An 18,360-nucleotide genomic window follows, 5' to 3' on the forward strand; every position below is an offset into this window, starting at 1 on the left:
TTTATGATAAAATAGCGTTTAATAGTTTGAATGAATCTGCCAGGTTTAGTAAGCCGTAACCGGCTTTTTGATCCCTTACTTTGCTGGTAAGCCTGTCGGATGTGTTTCTGAGTATATAATTGATTTCCTCGTGTGTCAGTTTTTTGCCTTTTTCATAGGCATAGGATTTCAGCAATGCCACGGAACCACTTACAAAGGGAGAGGCCTGGGAAGTGCCGGAAGACAGTGCATAACCATTGTTCAGGTAAGAGCTGTAGATGTTGGAACCAGGAGCTACAACGGTGATGTTGGCTCCGTAGGACGTGAAGCCGGTTACCTGCCCGGTGTTATCAACGGCGCCTACTGCAAATACGCCGTCCAGTGCGCCCGGATAGTACTTTTCGTCGGTACCATCATTGCCACTGGCTGCTACTATTGTCACATTTTTACTGAGTGCGTATTTCACCACATCTTCGTGGGGGAGCCCGCCCCCGGAGTGTTTAATCCCCAGGCTCATATTGATTACATCTGCGCCATTGTCTACGGCCCATTTGATACCATTGTTGATATTATCTATGATGCCTGCGCCTACTATCCGGTTCCCGCTTTTCATGGCCGCTAATACTCTTACTACCATAAGGCTGCAGGAGGGGCATACACCTTCATTCATCCTTAATCCTTTGGCTGCCAGGATACCGGATACATGGGTGCCGTGTCCTACCTGGTCTTCCGGCAGCGCATCAATATTCAGTACATCTCCGATGAAGGAGGAAGTATCGAGTCCCTGCAGGTCTACGAAGTTCTTTCTTAGTACGATTTTATTTTCCAGTTCGGGGTGATTGAAGTATGCGCCTGTATCTAAAACGGCTACACGTATATTTTTTACTCCTTTTGTCCATTCCTTTGCGTAAGGCAGATAGATCATATCGCCGGGATCAGTTGCTACCACTGTCATAGCACCTGCCACTTCTCCGGGGAATTCTGTGGTGCCTATTTGTAAAGGTCTCAGGCTTGCGACAAAAGGGAGTTGTTTTATTTGTTGGATCAGGTTATCCGGCAATTTTCCATCCTGTTGTAGTATCAGGCGATAGGTGAGGTGGAAGCCGGCATTCATTTCATCCTGGCTCCATTCGCCGCGGGTATGGGGTTTGTATTCCCGGGTGGTCCAGAACTTATAGTTATTAGCAGCAAATACCTTGTCGATCTCAGGGTGAAACCGTTCTACGATGGTTGTTTTATCATTGATAAAGTCGAGCCAGTAAGGTACCTGTGCGGGGATTTGGTCCTGCACATCAGCTACTACTTTAATGATCAAATGCTCTTTCATACATACGGTAGTGATCGCATAACTATTACGTTATACGCCAATAAAAATATGATCGGTATTTCTGCTATGGCAGCAGCTTATGGGGCTATGGAACGACTTTAGTACAGCGCCTTGCTAACACTAATGATGATTTTTAAATTAAATATTGTGATTAGTTATTCAGACAGATCCGAGATAGTTCATAATAGTTATGACTCGAAAAACACACATGGAAAATCAATTTGGGGTGCGAACTAATATCGGGGTCTGGAATATGAAGCTAGGAATATTTTTGGGATTACCAAAAAAAATAACAAAAGATCATTAGTAGTATGAAATTTTATAATGGAAAATATGTTCCTGTTATTTATACCACCATGAACTATTCTGCCGGTTTTTCCGGATAAAAGAAGATAGATTTTTCTGCCGGCTTTGCTTCCTCACTTAACTGCTGTAAAGTCCGGTGGTCTGTTTTGGTAGTTTGCCCCCACATTCCACCTGATTTACGCATTACCTGTACCCTGAGTCCTGGTTGATGCATGAAATCCTGTTCTACCTGTGCCGCAGTGCATTGTTTGCTGATATCTATCCAGCGGAAAGAGTGCTTGAGGTTGCTGATAGAATTCCAGTGTAAGAAAAGAATAAGTATCTCTGAAATCACTTTGTATGTTGGAAATGCTGGCTTCTTTATGAAATTTTTTTATGTTGCATGTATCAAAAAAAAACAGCGGAAAAGAAATTCCTGTTTCGCAAATGATGAGATCATGAGTTGCGGATTTTTAAAAATGAATTTATGAATGGCAGGATATTTAATTTGCAGGATTTCGGCAGTTTGTTGAATGTTTACCGGTACTTGAATTTAGTACTATGCTGTGTTGAAGACAAACTAAATAATTGCTTGTGTGATTATTGTCCATAATAGCTTGATCAAAATTATACTTTCAAACAGGACAACTTTTTTTTGTTAGATCCGAATTATGTTATAATTTACGGACTCTATTATGAAAAATGAAGGCCCTGAAATCTATCAACATTTAGAGAGTGATTAAGCCCTTCTTAACCCGGAAATCCATTATTGTTTAATAACTAAATCTCATTATAACTGGTAAAATATCTGTCTACTGTTGTTAACATCATTAAAGATACACCCTGGGAATTTAATAAAAACTAAACTTATTATTTATAAAGCAAGCTGCCGCTTATGTTATGCATAGTTATGCACTGTCACTAATGTCAATCCTGTGTACCAGCAAGGCAGGTAAATGCTGTTCCGGTTATATTTTAACTGTTGAAAGCCGGATTCAAAATTCACACTATGATCACACGACTATTCTCCCTATTTATTTCAGTTATTGTTTTATTTGCAGAAACGTCTCAGGCCCAATCGGTCGTTAAAGGTAGAGTGACAGACGACAAGGGGCAGGCAATTCCCGCTGCCAACATATTGTTGTTGAGACCTGCTGATTCTTTATTGATCAAAGGTGTGTTAACAGATGCAAATGGTTATTTTAGAATTGATCAGATAAAAACAAAAGAGGGCGTGATCTCTGTGCGTATGACAGGTTACAAAAGAAAGGATACACATTTTTCTTTCACAGGGGCAGATACTGCACTGCAACTGGGTAGTATTTCACTGATCACTGTTGTCAGTAACCTGAAACAGGTGGAAATAATTGAACAGAAGCCATTATACGAACAAAAGATTGACCGTCTTGTGGTGAATGTGAGTAATAATATTGCTACAGCAGGCGGCACCGTTATAGATGTGCTGGAACGTTCCCCTGGTGTAAGCGTGGAAAGACAGAGTGGCAGTATTTCCCTCAATGCACGGGATGGTGTACAGATAATGATCAATGGAAAAGTTTCCCGGTTACCTATGGATGCAGTAATTCAGATGCTGAGCAGCATGAGTTCTTCCAACATTGACAGGATTGAATTGATCAGCAATCCAGGTGCACGTTATGAAGCATCCGGCAATGGTGGTATCATTAATATCATTTTAAAGAAACCTGCCGATCTTGGTACCAAAGGCAGTTATAATATTATCCTGGGTTATGGAAAGCATGAGAAAGCAGGCGTAGGCCTTAACCTCAACCACCGCACAGAAAAATTAAATACTTATCTCGACCTTTCCTTTTATCGTAATCATACAGAACAACATTTTGAAAATTCAAGGATGGTGCATTCTGCCGGTGATAATGTGGGTACCGCTACTGTGAGCGAAAGAGATCCTGTTACAACTAATTATTCCGGTTTATTTGGGATGGATTATATGGTAAATAAGCAATTGACAATAGGTGGTTATATATCGGCCTATAGTAATAAATGGGTGATGGATGCAGATAACCTTGTAAGCATAGATACCAATAATATCTCTTCCGGTGGCATTAAAATAAATAATCATGAAACTAGCCGCTGGCAAAATCTGGCAGGTAATATTTATCTGGCGTATAGCTGGACCGATGGAAGTACATTGAGTTTGGATGCGGATTATTTATATTATAATAATAGTAATCCTACTACCTACAGGAACCGTTATTTTAATGAGAGTGACGCTGTAGTAATTGACTCTAACCTGCGTGCCGAAAAGCATACACCTGTAAATATCTGGGTAGCAAAACTGGATTATACAAAGAAACTCGGTGAAAAGATGGAGCTGGAAACAGGTGCAAAAGGCTCGTTTTCAAAGTTTACCAACGATGTATCTTTAGATGAATTATCGAATGGTAAATGGGCTAATGTACCCGGATTTACTGTTTCTGCACCTTATAATGAGAACATCGGGGCTGTATATGCTGCTTTGAATACGACATTCAGTAAGAGTACCCGTTTAAATGTAGGATTGCGTTATGAGTATGCAGATATTTCTTTGAAAGGAACGGATGTTAAAACTGCTCTTTCAAGAAGTTTCAGTAACCTGTTCCCTACTTTTTTCTTTGCACACGATATCAATAAGAAAAATACGATCCAGTTTTCTTACGGCAGGAGAATTACACGTCCGGCCTTCAGTGACCTGGCTCCTTTTGTTATCTTTCTTGATCCTACGGCTTATTACTATGGTAATGCAGCTTTATTACCGGCTATTGCAGATGGAATAAAACTGGATTATAAATATGACCGTTATCTGCTTTCCCTGCAATACAGTCATGAGTCAAACGCTTTTGCACAACGGCAGCCTGTTATAAACGACAGCAGCAGTGTGGAAATACTGACCACACTTAACCTGAAATACAGGAATACCTATTCACTGATATTTACTGCACCGGTTAATATCATACAGTGGTGGAACCTGCAACTGAACGTGCTTGGTAGTTACCGTGAAGTGCAAACCAGTCACCTGGATGAAAATTTCGTCCGGCGTCAGACATCTGCACGTGTGAATGTTGTACAACGTTTTAAACTACCGGCCAAATTTACACTGGAGTTATCAACGTTATACCGTACACCAAGCATTACAGGTATCTCAAAGACTGCCGCCGCCGGTTCCGTAGACCTGGGCATTCAACGCAAAATACAGCAGGGCAAAGGAAATATCCGTTTGAATATAAATGATATCTTCTGGACCAACATTGATAAATTAACCCTGTATCAGCCTGCTAATAACCTGGATGTAAAGATTCTTTACCGGTATGAGCCAAGGGTGATCAGACTGAACTATACTTATAATTTCGGTAATACTAAAGTGAAGAACAGAGCAGAAAGAGAAACCGGTGCCAACGAAATTGACAACAGGGTAAACTGATACAGGTATGGCAAAGATCATAATCATTATGGATGCGGAAGAAGGGCATATTCTTCCATCTTTTTCACTGGCACATGCAATGAAGCACAAAGGGCATGAAGTGGTGTATCTGAGCATCTGTGATAATGAAATGCTGGTAAAAGAAGAAGGGTTCGGCTTTGTACCTGCTTTCGAAAAGAAGTATCCTAAAGGTTACAGGGAGCAATACAAGCTGCGGCACGAACGGCCAATAGAAGAAAATAATGAAAGCCTTTCAACACTGGTAAGCCAATATCAACATATACTGGATACACTGAAGGCCGATCTTTATATTGTAAGTACGTTTCTCAGGATAGATCTGCTGCTGCTTTATTACCGTTTTAATATCCGGCCCATTGTTTTTACCACTTATCTCAGGGACCCCGGAGTTACGCTTTCGCTGGATTGTATAGGAGACCTGCTCCGGACATCTCCGGATCTTATTTCGGAATTCCTGGAGTGGCTGGATGAGCAGGGGCTTGATATCCGGTCTATGGAACAGCTGGCGTCTCCACTGGACCAGTTAAAAGAACTGGTAGCCTGCCCGCAGGAAATCGATTTTGATACAACTGCCATAAAAGATAACCGCATTTATATAGGACCGTGTATCCGTACCAGTCTTTCGAATGATCCACAGGTTACCGGAATACTTGGTAAAACAGCTGGGAAGCCCCTTATTTTCGCTTCATTGGGTTCTCAGGTGTTAAGTTATGGTAAGCAGGGAACAGACCTTTTAAAGCAGCTGATAGCAATAATGACGATGCCAGGGATGGACAACCTGGAAATGGTATTGTCTATTGGCCCGGAAACAGACAAGGGAGTGCTGGGACAGATTCCCTCCAACGTAACAGTTGTGTCATGGATTTCACAAATAGATATACTTGCTGTTGCCTCAGCAGCCATTATCCACGGAGGACTTGGCACAGTAAAGGAATGTTTGTTTTATGGTGTTCCTATGCTGGTTATACCATTCACGCGCGACCAGCCTTCGAATGCAAAGCGTATTGTTTACCACGGACTGGGACTTGCCGCTGATTTGCGGGATTTAGAGATTTCACAATTGAAAGAAGACCTGTTGCAGCTTCTGCAGAATAATGAAATAAGGGACAGAGTAGTTGATATGCAACAGGTATTTATCCATCAACAGTCAACACAGAAAGTGATAGATTCCATTGAAGAAAAGTTTTTTACAAACAAAAAAGTGATGCTGATTTAAATATTATCATTTCTTGTTTTTTAAGTATTATTTCCGGTTCAGTACAACCGGTATTGTTTGGCCTATTTACAAAATTTACTATGAGTCCGTTAACGTGCACGGTTTCGCAGCAACTTATATGGCTGGATCAGCTTATTGCCCCGCGTTCCTCTAAATATAATATAGGTGGTTATGCTTCTCTTGAAGGCTCACTGTCTTATCCATCTTTCAATAAAGCCGTTAACGAAGTACTAAACAGTCAGGAAGTATACCGTACTGTATTCTTTGATACTGCTGGTCTGGTCACCTGTATGGTTAATCCCCCGGTTGACGGATACGGGATGGAAGTCATTGATTTTTCTCATGCATCTTCGCCGGCAGACGCCGCGAAACAATGGATGGAGCACGATTTTTTATTGCCGTTTGTGATGGAAAACCAATTGCTCTTCCGTTTTAAACTGTTGAAAATATCAGATACGCAACACTTTTGGTATGCAAAAATTCATCACCTCATCAGCGATGGCTGGTCGTTCCGCCTGCTCCTGAACCAGGCTGCGGGTATTTACAGCGGGGAACCATTACCCGTAATGGAATACAGGTACAGCAACTATACACAGGAAGATGCAGCGTATTATGCGTCTGATATGGCAAAGACCGACAGGCAATTCTGGATGGAACAGTTCAGTACTCTTCCTGCAGATCTTTTCCCTAAGCGTACCGGCGGAAATACGATTGTTGAAACATTACAGCTTGACGCAACTTTAAAGGAAAAGCTGAAGACGATTGCAGATAATAATAAGGCTTCGCTTTTTCAGGTAATAATCAGCCTGTTGCTGATCTATTTATCAAAGACCAGCGGTCATGAGAGAATTGCTTTTGGGGTGCCCGTATTAAACCGTACTAAAAAAATATACCGGCAAACGGCAGGAGTATTTATGAACCTCCTATGTCTTCCGTTTAACATTCATACAAGTAATTCGTTGCAGGAAGTGATTGCTGAAGTGAAAAGCAGGATGTCTGCTTTCCTGCGCCACCAGCGTTACCAGTTCGGTAACCTTGTGAGCGACCTTAACCTGCAACAGCAACATAAACTGCTCTATCATGTAAGGGTCTCTTACGAAGAGTTTGATTTTACATCTTCATTTGCAGGACTGCATGCTACCGCTACTGCATTTTCAAATCCTGCTGAAACTGATCCGCTGGCAATATACGTGCGCGATTATCATGGCGAAGGATTTGATATCCGCATGATCTGCAATACTGACTATGTAAGCAGGGAAATGGCGCATCAGTTATCTGAAAGCCTGGAACATCTTATCCTCACTCTTACGTCCGATAAACCTGTACACAGTATTTCGCTTATCAGTGAGGCTCAGCAGCAGAAAATTTTACAGGCAGGCAGAGGCCCTGTTCGCAAATACCCGTTTAGTTCTTTTCAGGAAATGTGGGCTGCTTCCGTAGTAACAAATGCTTCCGCAATAGCTGTTACAGGACTTACTTATGCTCAACTGGACAGCAAATCCAGGCAGCTGGCTGCTGTTATTCAGGCTAGCCGTTATTATAAAAAGGGCGGTTACATCGCATTGTTATTACCCCGTAATGAAAAGATGATCATTGGTATCCTGGGTAGCATGTTGTCTGGTATGGTATATGTGCCGGCAGACCTGGATTACCCGGTTTCAAGAATTTCTTATATAGTAGATGATGCAGGATGTGATATTGTGCTAACAAGCCGCGATGTGAATCCTGGTATTCCTGCTCGTGAAATCATCTGTATAGAAGAGTATGAGCATACTGCCATCTGTACAGATATTTACCCGCAACCGGAAGATCCATGTTATATTATTTATACTTCAGGATCCACCGGACAACCCAAAGGTGTTGTCATTTCTCACGGTTCACTGGCAGATTATGTATGTACATTCCGTGAATATTTTGCATTAACGGCTGCAGATACCGTGTTACAACAATCCTCTTTCAGTTTTGATACCAGTGTGGAAGAGATCTTTCCTATACTTTCAGTGGGAGGAAGGTTATGTATCCTCGAAAACCGCAGGGATGTACAGTCTTTGCAGCGGTTACTTTCTCTTGAGAAAATCACAGTACTGAGTACCACTCCGCTGGTCCTCCGGTATCTTAACGATACAGTAATGCCTGCATCGCTGCGTATTGTTATCAGTGGAGGAGATGTGCTTAGGATGACGGATATAGACCGGTTATTGCAGTTGCCGCTAAAAGTATATAATACCTATGGCCCTACAGAATGTACCGTATGTGCTACCTATTATGAAGTGCAACCGGGTGATATATCTATTCCTGCAGGCAGGGCGATCTCTAACAGATCTGTTTATATTCTTGATACTTCGCTGAATCCCCAGCCTTTTGGCATACCGGGAGAAATTTACCTGGGAGGGGCCGGACTGGCAACCAGATATATAGGTAAGCCTCAGCTGACAACAGAAAGATTTATTTGGCATCCGCTGTTAGCTGAACGTCTATATCGTACAGGAGATATAGGTATCATGCAGTCGGATGGGAACATTCTGTTCTGCAACCGCATAGATTCCCAGCTCAGTTTCCGTGGATACCGCATAGAGGCCGGTGAAATTGAAACGGTTGTTAATGCAACCGAAGGAGTGGAAGACTCAAGGGTGCTGGTGGTGGATATTAATAATATACCGGCACTGGTGGCTTATGTGAAATATGCAGGTAATAAACAATTTACCCGCAAACAATGGCGCGGTTTACTGGAAGACAAACTACCTGCTCATATGATACCGGAAGTATGGGTAACTGTTCCGGAATTTCCGTTGTTACAGAGTGGTAAAACAGATACGCGGTCATTACTTGATATTCCGGTTGTGATTAATACTAATGATGACATATGTCTGCCCACCACTACTCTGCAGGAAGAGATTTGTGCTATATGGCAGGAGTTTTTATCAGTAAAGAATATCAGCACAGATGATTCTTTCTTTGATTTAGGGGGCCATAGTTTAAACATCATGCAACTGGCGAATAAGTATGAGTCGGCTTTCCATGCAACAATCTCTATAGAAGAATTATTCCGCAATACTACTGTTATATCTCATGCGATACTGATTGAGAACAAGATTATGATATCCGGTGATGATATTCCTGTTACACAAAAAGCAGATAGCTACCAGTTATCAGATGGACAGATGCGCATATGGTTACTCAGTCAGGATGATGATGCTTCCCGTTCCTACCACCTGCAGGGCAACCTGCTGCTGGATGAAAGGCTGGACCCCGTCCTTTTTGAAAAGGCTATCCGGCAGGTAATAGACAGGCATGAAATACTGCGTACTGTATTCAGGAAAGACAGTACTGGTTTACCCCGGCAGGTAGTACTTGACGATTGTGATTTTGAACTGGAAGATATTGCTCAGCCGGATGATCTGCCAGCCGCCGCATATAAAATATTTGATCTTACACGAGGTCCGTTATTGCGTGCTGCTTTGATCAGGTTGAAAAATAACCGTTCTCTCTGCTGGTTCAATATGCATCATATCATCAGCGACGGCTGGTCTATGGAAATACTACATAAAGAAGTGTTTGCACATTATACGGCTTTGGTGCAGAAGAAGCCATTACAATTGCCTCCTCTCCGGATACAATATAAGGATTATGCCACCTGGCAACTGGCAATTCTCCGTAACCAGACGTCGCAGCGCGATTATTGGAAGCAGCAGCTCTCCGGCACACTTCCTGTACTGGAATTATTGGCAGGAAAAAGCCGCCCTGCCGTTAAAACATATAACGGCCGTATACTGGCCACAATGATCAGTGCCGTCGATACTGCTGCGCTCCGGACCCTTTGCCAGCAGAATAACTGTACCCTTTTTATGGGTATACTCGGCGTACTGGTTACCTTATTACATCGTTACAGTGCACAGGAAGACCTTATTGTTGGTACACCGGTAGCAGGGCGGAATCATACGGACCTGGAAGAACAGGTAGGATTTTATGTGAATACACTGGCTTTACGTATCCGTTTTGCCGGTACCGACAACTTTACGGAATTATTAGCAAAAATATGGAAGACTACCCTTACAGCTTACGATCATCAGTCATATCCGTTTGATAGCCTGCTTGAAGAGTTATCACTAAAAAGAGATATCAGCCGTTCTGCCTTATTTGATGTAATGCTGGTGCTGCATAATCAGCATAACCGGCAGGATGTGTTGCAACAGCAGGATGCTGTAAAAGAAAATATTATTACAGATGAGGGAATAGCTGCTGCCAAGTTCGATTTTACTTTCAATTTCGTGGAAAACTTTGATCAGCTTGAGCTAAAAGTAGAGTTTAATACAGATATCTATGAAAAAGAGCTTGTGACTGGTATGATGCAGCATTTCTGCTCTATTATAAAGGCAGTTACTACACATCCTGAAATACCACTTTCCCGGCTTGACTATCTATCAGTTGCTGAGAAAAAAGAATTACTGGAAGTATTTAATAATACAGTTGTTCCTGTAGAACAGGGTCATACCCTGGTATCACTTTTCCGGGAACAGGTACAATTACATGGTTCACACCCTGTTTTGTATTTCCGCGATCGCTCTTTCAGTTTTGCAGAAATAGATGTTTTATCTTCTCAATTATCACATTACCTGCTTGCAGAATATGATCTTCGGCCGGAAGAACTGGTAGCAGTATGTTTACAACGCAGTGAGTGGCTGATTATTTCATTACTGGCAGTATTAAAAGCAGGTTGTGCTTATGTTCCGGTAGATCCTTCTCACCCTGCAGAACGTATTAACTATGTGATAGCGGATAGTGGTAGTCGCATCGTGTTAGACAAGGAAGAGATTGAACGTTTTGAATTAGTACAGTCGTCCTATCCGGTTACTGCTCCTGAAATGTTGCAGCAGGATAGTTCTCTTGCTTATGTGATCTATACATCAGGTTCTACGGGTCGTCCTAAAGGCTGTATGGTAGAACATCGCAGTGTGTTAAACCGGTTGGCATGGGGAGCAAAACATTATGCCTATACCCTTAGCGATAAATTATTACAGAAAACGAATTTCACGTTTGACGTATCTGTATTTGAAATTTTCACTCCATTGTGTTTTGGGAGCAGTCTTGTTCTTTGCGAAGATGAAGATGTTTATTCACCGGAACGTATCGGAAGGCTGATAGCTTCTCATCAGATCACCTTAGCGCATTTTGTGCCTGGGATGCTGCAAAGTTTTATCAATACAGATATGGGTGGAGGAGCTGATCTGCGTTCATTGCGTCGTGTATTTTGCAGTGGGGAATCCTTGCCTTTAAGTACTGTTACCGCTTGGTATAAACAGGTTGCTATTCCATTGTCTAACCTGTATGGTCCCACAGAAGCATCCGTAGAAGTAAGTTATTATGATATTCCGTTTGATACAGGATTGATCACTATAGGAGGCCCGGTAAGTAATACACAATTGTATGTACTGGACGATTCACAACAGTTGTTACCGGTTGGTATCAGCGGAGAATTATACATAGGAGGAGTGCAGGTGGCAAGAGGTTATCATAATCAACCCGAGTTGACAGCAGCGCGTTTTATACCAGATGAATTTAAAGGGAGTGGAAGGTTATATAAGACCGGCGACAGGGTTAGATGGTTGTCAGATGGGAGTATTGAATATATAGGACGTATGGATAACCAGGTAAAATTACGTGGTTATCGTATAGAACCAGGCGAGATAGAACATGTGTTAACAGAACAACCGGGTATTACAGCCGCCATTGTGGTAGTACATAATGATATGTTACTGGGGTATGTAGAAGGTACATGTGATGAGTTATTACTAAAGAAATCATTACAACAACGTTTACCTGATTACATGGTTCCGGTAAGGATCATACAGGTAGAAAGTTTTCCGTTGACGGGCAGTGGTAAAGTAGATCGTCGTGCATTGCCTTTACCGGACAGTATAATTGCTTCCGCCTATGTAGCACCGCGTACCAGTCTTGAAACCGGGTTAAGTGTTTTATGGAAGGAATTATTAAAGAAAGATGATGTTATCAGTGTGGAAGCAGATTTCTTTGAACTGGGGGGACATAGTTTGCGTTTAATGCAACTGATCAATCAGTATGAGAAATTATACCATGTAAAAGTGTCAATGCCCTTGTTATTCAGGCATACCACGATCGCTTCACATGCAAAGTTATTAACCGGCAGCGCAGCCGGAGAGTATACGCCTATTCTTCCTGTGGGCATATCCCCGGATTACGCAGTGTCTGACGGACAGCGGCGGATATGGATTTTAAGTCAGCTGGAAGAGGCCTCGCGTTCCTATCATCTTGGAGGACATTTAGTATTACCTGTAATTTATGATGCCGGTTTATTTGAAAAGGCTGTATTGAAAATAATAGCCCGTCATGAAATCTTACGTACTGTGTTCCGTGAAAATGCAGATGGTGTGCTTCGCCAGTTAGTACTGCCAATGGATGAGCAGTTATTCCGGTTGGAGCATGGAATTACAGCAGATCTGCCTTCAGCATTGGAATATGTACGGGCAGGAATGGACAGGCAGTACGACCTGGCACATGGTCCGCTATTACGTGTAAGTTTACTAATGCTGGCTACAGGTGGTTGTGTATGCAGTTTTAATATGCATCATATCATTAGTGATGGCTGGTCTATGGAGTTATTGCAGCGGGAAGTATTTGCTGTTTATGAGGCATTGAAAGGAGGCAAACCTGTAGTATTAACGCCATTGTCTATCCAGTATAAAGATTATGCTGCGTGGCAGCAATCACAGCAAATGCAGTTATCAGGAGCCTGGTGGCGGGAACAGTTTGCAGGAGAATTACCGGTATTGGAATTACCCGCAAGTCATAACAGACCATTTATCAAAACATATAATGGCCGCATATTAGCTACAAACATTAGTAACGCCGCAACCGCGCATTTACACACGTATTGCCGGGAGCATAACGCTACGCTGTTTATGGGAATACTATCCGTGCTCAATGTTTTACTATATCGTTACAGTGGGCAGGAGGATATTATCATCGGTAGTCCTGTAGCAGGACGTAATCATCCTGAACTGGAAAACCAGGTGGGTTTTTATGTGAACACGCTACCACTGCGTACACGCTTCCAGGGAAGCGACAATTTTCAAACATTACTGGAAAATGTACGGGAAGCAACATTACAGGCATATGAACACCAGGCTTATCCCTTTGATAAACTTGTTGAAGAGCTTTCATTACAGCGTGATACTGCCCGTTCTGCTTTGTTCGATGTTATGCTGGCCTTGCAGAACCAGCAACAGCAAAAGGAATCTGCATTATCCGGAGATACGGTCATTGATGAAGGTGTATGTGCTGCGAAGTCGGATTTTGTTTTCCTGTTCGTAGAAACGAATGCTGGTTTGGATATGCGGGTGGAATTTAATACAGATATCTATGATCATTACTATGTAACCGGACTGATAAAACATTTCAAACAGTTAATGCTATTACTGACAACTTCTCCGGAAATACCGGTGTATGCGCATAATTATCTGTTACCGGAAGAACAGACAATGTTGCTGAGAGACTTTAATTACAGTCAGGCAAATTATCCGGAAAACAAGACTATAGCGGCTGTTTTTGAGCAACAGGTGAAATTGTATCCGCAACATACGGCGGTCGTTTTTCAGGATCAGTCCCTTACTTATCTTCAGTTACATGAGCGCAGTAACCAGTTAGCGCATTATTTACAGGCACATGGCATTGGTCATGAAGATATGGTAGCTGTTTGCATAGGCAGATGTACAGAGATGATCGTTGCAATACTGGGGGTACTGAAAGCAGGTGGAGCATATGTACCTGTAGATCCGGCTTACCCGGCAGAGCGGAAACAGTTGATGCTGGAAGAAACAAACGTGAAAATGATACTGGCGGTAGCTGCTACAGCCGGCGCAGTTAAAACAACTGTGAATATATTAGTACTGGATACTGCGTGGAAACAGATAGCTGCTTGTTCCAAAGAAGATGTTACCAGTGACGCAACCCCTCAGAGCCTGGCCTATGTGATCTATACATCGGGGTCTACCGGTCGTCCGAAAGGAACGCTCATTGTGCAGGAAGGCATTGTAAGTTTATGTACGGCACATGCCAGGGACTATGAAATAAGCACAGACAGCCGCAGTTGTGTAATGGCTTCTGTTAGTTTTGATGCCATTGTATGGGAAATTTATGCAGGACTGCTGAATGGTGCCGGTATCTATATTCTGGGAGAAGACATTCGTTTTGAAGAAGAGCAACTGGCTCGCTTTTATATCGATAATAAAATCACGCATACGTTCGTAACCACCGGTATGCTGCCACTGTTTACCAGTGGAGAACATTTTAGGGGAAGTGCGTTGCGCTATCTGCTTACAGGAGGAGATCAGACAAAACTGAACAAACAGGACAGCTATTCCTTCCGCTTGATTAACATGTACGGGCCTACGGAAAATACGGTATACACAACATATTATCCGGTTGGCCATCACCCTGGTCACGAATTGCCACCCATCGGTAAGCCGGTGCCAAACGCCAGCTGTTACATTGTGGACAAACACATGAATCTTTGTCCGGTTGGCATACCGGGAGAGTTGTGTGTAAGTGGTCCCGGATTAGCCCGGGGATACCTGCATCGTCCGGAACTGACGGCGGGAAAATTCATTACAAACCCATTCACCGGAGATCGTATGTACCGCACGGGAGATCTTGCCCGCTGGTTACCCGATGGGAACATCGAATTTGCAGGCCGTATAGATGAGCAGGTAAAAATCCGTGGTTACCGTGTAGAACCCGGCGAAATAGCGCATATACTATTACAGACAGAAGGGATCAGAGATGCCATTGTGGTGCCGCATATCATTGCTAATGCACAAAAGTGCCTCGTTGCCTATATCGTGAGCAGTGATACGCTGACAGTGGCCGGTATACGCCGTGAGTTGTCAGAAACCCTGCCGGATTATATGGTACCTGCTTACTTTGTACAGCTAAACAGCATGCCACTTACAAAAAACGGGAAAGTAGACCGTACCCGTTTACCCGCGCCAATGGATAAGCTGATGAACACAGGTGCAGAATACATCGCACCTGTAAGTGAAACGGAGAAAAGTCTGGTAGCTATTTTCCGCCGGGTCCTTCATCATCAGCAGATCGGTATAACAGATAATTTTTATGAGTTAGGCGGTAATAGTATGTCGCTGATGAAGATCCGTACAGCTATCAAACAGGAACTCGGTGCCCCCATACTTGTAAAAGACCTGATGCGTCTGCAAACAATAGAAGAACTGGCAGTTGCTATTGACGGGCTTAAATGGCTACAGGAAGGGCAGCCGGTTGAGACAGGAGACGTTGAAGAATTTACAATTTAGAACCTCATTATATGAAACGTATCATCATTGTTGCCACTTTATTATTGCTTACAGGCGGATGGCTGTATTATACGACCTGCAATTTCAGCGGACTGAATACCCCACAGCAGCTTGCAAACTACAAACATGGAATACTAAGCCCTTCGTCAATTCCGCTTGAAGGCAAACAGAATATTGATGCAGAAGGTATTTCTGCAGCTGTATATATAGACTCGTTGGGCATCCCTTCTGTATATGCAACAGACAATAATTCCCTCGCTTATGCTGTTGGTTATGTACATGCAAGGGACCGCTATTTTCAGATGGAACTGATTGCGCATACTGTGATGGGACGTCTCTCTGAAATGATAGGTGAATCTGGTATCCGCTCCGATGAGCACTGGCGGATTTTTGGACTGGAACAACGTGCACAGTCGATGATGGACAGTATCACGGTACAACAGCCGGAATTGGCCGCTTATCTGAATGCATACACAAAAGGTGTAAATGATTACATGCAGAAGGAGGAACAGCGCCACAGAGATCCAATGTATGTAATATGGGGATATGCACCGCATGTGTGGAAACCCACATATTCTTTCCTTATCCAGTGGTACATGAGTCATGATCTTACCTTCTATGATGATTACTTTAAAAAACAGGAGATACTGGAGAAGCTGCCAGATACTTTAAGGCAGATCCTTTATCCTTCCAGCCCGGAAAATGCACCTACCATTATTCCTGCCGGTTTGAGAGAACCGGTACTCACCGGTGCGGGAAAACCAATGGTAGAGCTGTTCAAATCCGGTTCCCGCAATAAGTACCCCTCTAAGGAAACTAACAGAAGCCTGGGTAGTAACAGCTGGGTAGTAGGAGGAATACATACCGCTCCCGGACAGCTTTTCCTTTGTAATGACCTGCACCTGTTCCTGGTATCTCCCAATATCTTTTACGAATTACAGTTACAATCACCATCCCTGCATGTATATGGTTATACAATCCCCGGTATCCCTATGGTAGTTACCGGTCATAATGAAAACATTTCATGGGGTATCACCAATGGCGGATGGGATGTAACGGAACAGTACCTGTTAAAAACAGATCCTGCAAAAAAAGATCAATACTGGTTTAACGGCAAATGGGAAAAAACAGAGAAAAAAGAGGAGGTGATCCACGTGAAAAATGGGGCTTCCAGGCATCTTATTGTTACCAATACTTTGCTGGGCCCATTGCAGAAAAAGGATACGGTCAGTTATGCATTAAAATGGCATCCACAGCAGTCAGCCATGGCAGTTGTCTCATTCTGGAAACTGATGCGGGCAGCAGACTGGAATGATTTCAGGGAAGCCCTGCGCACTTATGATTATCCTGCACAAAACTTTACATATGGAGATATACTGGGAAATATGGGCGTGATCTGCGCAGGTAAAATGCCGCTGAAACCTGCCGGTTATGCCGGAGGTTTACTGGATGGTACACAGTTGCCATTACAGGGATATGTACCATTCGATTCTTTACCGCAGGTTTATAATCCCAAACAGGGTTATCTGGTTACTGCTAACCAGGAACCATTACATACTGCATATTATTTTTCATCCCGCTGGTTTGAAGATCTCTACCGTCCACGCCGTATCAATGAAGTGATAGCATCAGGAAAAGTACTGGATGCAGAAGATATGAAACAGCTGCAACTGGATATTGTAGACCTCTCTGTAAAAGACCTGCAACTATTATTACAGAAATATGTGCCAGCTATACCTCCCGGTAGCAACTGGGAGCTGATGATGAAATGGGACGGAAAACTAGACCCTGAAAAAAAAGAAGCTGTTTTTTATCGTGCTTTCCTTCGTGCGGCAAAACAGGAGGGGAAAGAACTGGCTGCGCAACTGGACCTGAAACAACCTCCCTATTTTGATCAATTGGTCAACTTCTTACTGCACTATGATCATCTGAACAACGGTACACAGCAGGTGGATGCAAAAAACTGTTTTACCCGTTTAATGCAACTTACGGATTCTACTTATAAAGATCGCTATAGCGACGCTGCAGGTAATCCTATAAAAGGAAAGGCATATGCATTCTCCATCCCGCAGATCACCCAGTTGCCAGGATTTGAAATGAAGCTGGCCGGCCTGGGAGGAAATGAGAATACCGTGAATGTTAACTACGAAGCACATCCCGTGATCCGTACGCTGATCCAGATAAAAGATAGTGCAATCGTTTCGTGGATGGTGAATGCTGTGGGACAAACAGGCAGGGTAAACAATGCCAGTTATGCGCAGCAGTTGCCCGACTGGGAAATAAATAACCTGCATAAAACCCAGTTTACCCGCGACAGATCAAAACTGCACGCTATTTCAGATACAATCCTTTTCTCTCATCATTGATCCCATTTTATGACATACTTAAAATATATCGGCATTCCTTTTTTACTGGTCATCGCGCATTTCTTTGCTGGCTACTGGGCTATGATAGCTATCTGGGCCCTAACAGGTCTGGTATTTGGTGCTATACCCCGTATTACCCGTTTTCCCCTGCTGGCAGTTGCGATTGCTGAGCTGCTGGCATTCTGCTGTTACTTCGCGTTTGTGGTTGATGTAAAAGGAAGTCTGTACCCCTTTGCCCATTTTTCAGGTATTGCTCCTGCAACACTACTTGGCACAGTAGCCAGCGTTAATATTATCACTGCATTGCTTTGTTCAGCTACCGGCTTTTATATTGTTCGTTTGTTTAAACCCGTACCTGCACATAATACTATTCGAAACAATTAGTCTTT

At 43.0% G+C, this 18,360-nt stretch carries 7 protein-coding genes; 5 read left to right on the forward strand and 2 right to left on the reverse strand.

Annotated features, from left to right (window positions below):
- Position 1 precedes the first annotated feature (1 nt).
- Together GO495_RS16775 and GO495_RS16780 are read right to left on the reverse strand one after the other, a co-directional pair.
- The gene (locus GO495_RS16775) at positions 2-1,306 is read right to left on the reverse strand and encodes a S8 family peptidase (RefSeq protein ID WP_157300870.1); all 1,305 of its coding nucleotides are present in this window, start codon (positions 1,304-1,306) and stop codon (positions 2-4) included.
- Between the two features lie 361 nt (positions 1,307-1,667).
- Complete coding sequence (locus GO495_RS16780) at positions 1,668-1,946, reverse strand: hypothetical protein (RefSeq protein WP_157300871.1); 279 nt, start codon at positions 1,944-1,946, stop codon at positions 1,668-1,670.
- A gap of 654 nt (positions 1,947-2,600) precedes the next feature.
- Here GO495_RS16780 and GO495_RS16785 point away from each other — a divergent pair.
- The 5 genes from GO495_RS16785 (at position 2,601) to GO495_RS16805 (ending at position 18,355) form a co-directional block, all read left to right on the forward strand.
- On the forward strand, positions 2,601-5,027 hold the full coding sequence (locus GO495_RS16785; protein ID WP_157300872.1) for an outer membrane beta-barrel protein: 2,427 nt from the start codon (positions 2,601-2,603) through the stop codon (positions 5,025-5,027).
- A 7-nt stretch (positions 5,028-5,034) separates the two neighbouring features.
- The gene (locus GO495_RS16790; RefSeq protein ID WP_157300873.1) at positions 5,035-6,261 is read left to right on the forward strand and encodes a glycosyltransferase; all 1,227 of its coding nucleotides are present in this window, start codon (positions 5,035-5,037) and stop codon (positions 6,259-6,261) included.
- Between the two features lie 80 nt (positions 6,262-6,341).
- On the forward strand, positions 6,342-15,605 hold the full coding sequence (locus GO495_RS16795; RefSeq protein WP_157300874.1) for a non-ribosomal peptide synthetase: 9,264 nt from the start codon (positions 6,342-6,344) through the stop codon (positions 15,603-15,605).
- 11 nt (positions 15,606-15,616) lie between these two features.
- Positions 15,617-17,971, forward strand: a complete 2,355-nt coding sequence (locus tag GO495_RS16800; RefSeq protein WP_157300875.1) for a penicillin acylase family protein — start codon at positions 15,617-15,619, stop codon at positions 17,969-17,971.
- A gap of 9 nt (positions 17,972-17,980) precedes the next feature.
- Entirely contained in the window at positions 17,981-18,355 is a 375-nt protein-coding gene (locus tag GO495_RS16805) for a hypothetical protein (RefSeq protein WP_157300876.1), read from the forward strand.
- Positions 18,356-18,360: the final 5 nt, after the last annotated feature.

Source organism: Chitinophaga oryziterrae (assembly GCF_009758125.1).
GTDB lineage: Bacteria > Bacteroidota > Bacteroidia > Chitinophagales > Chitinophagaceae > Chitinophaga > Chitinophaga oryziterrae.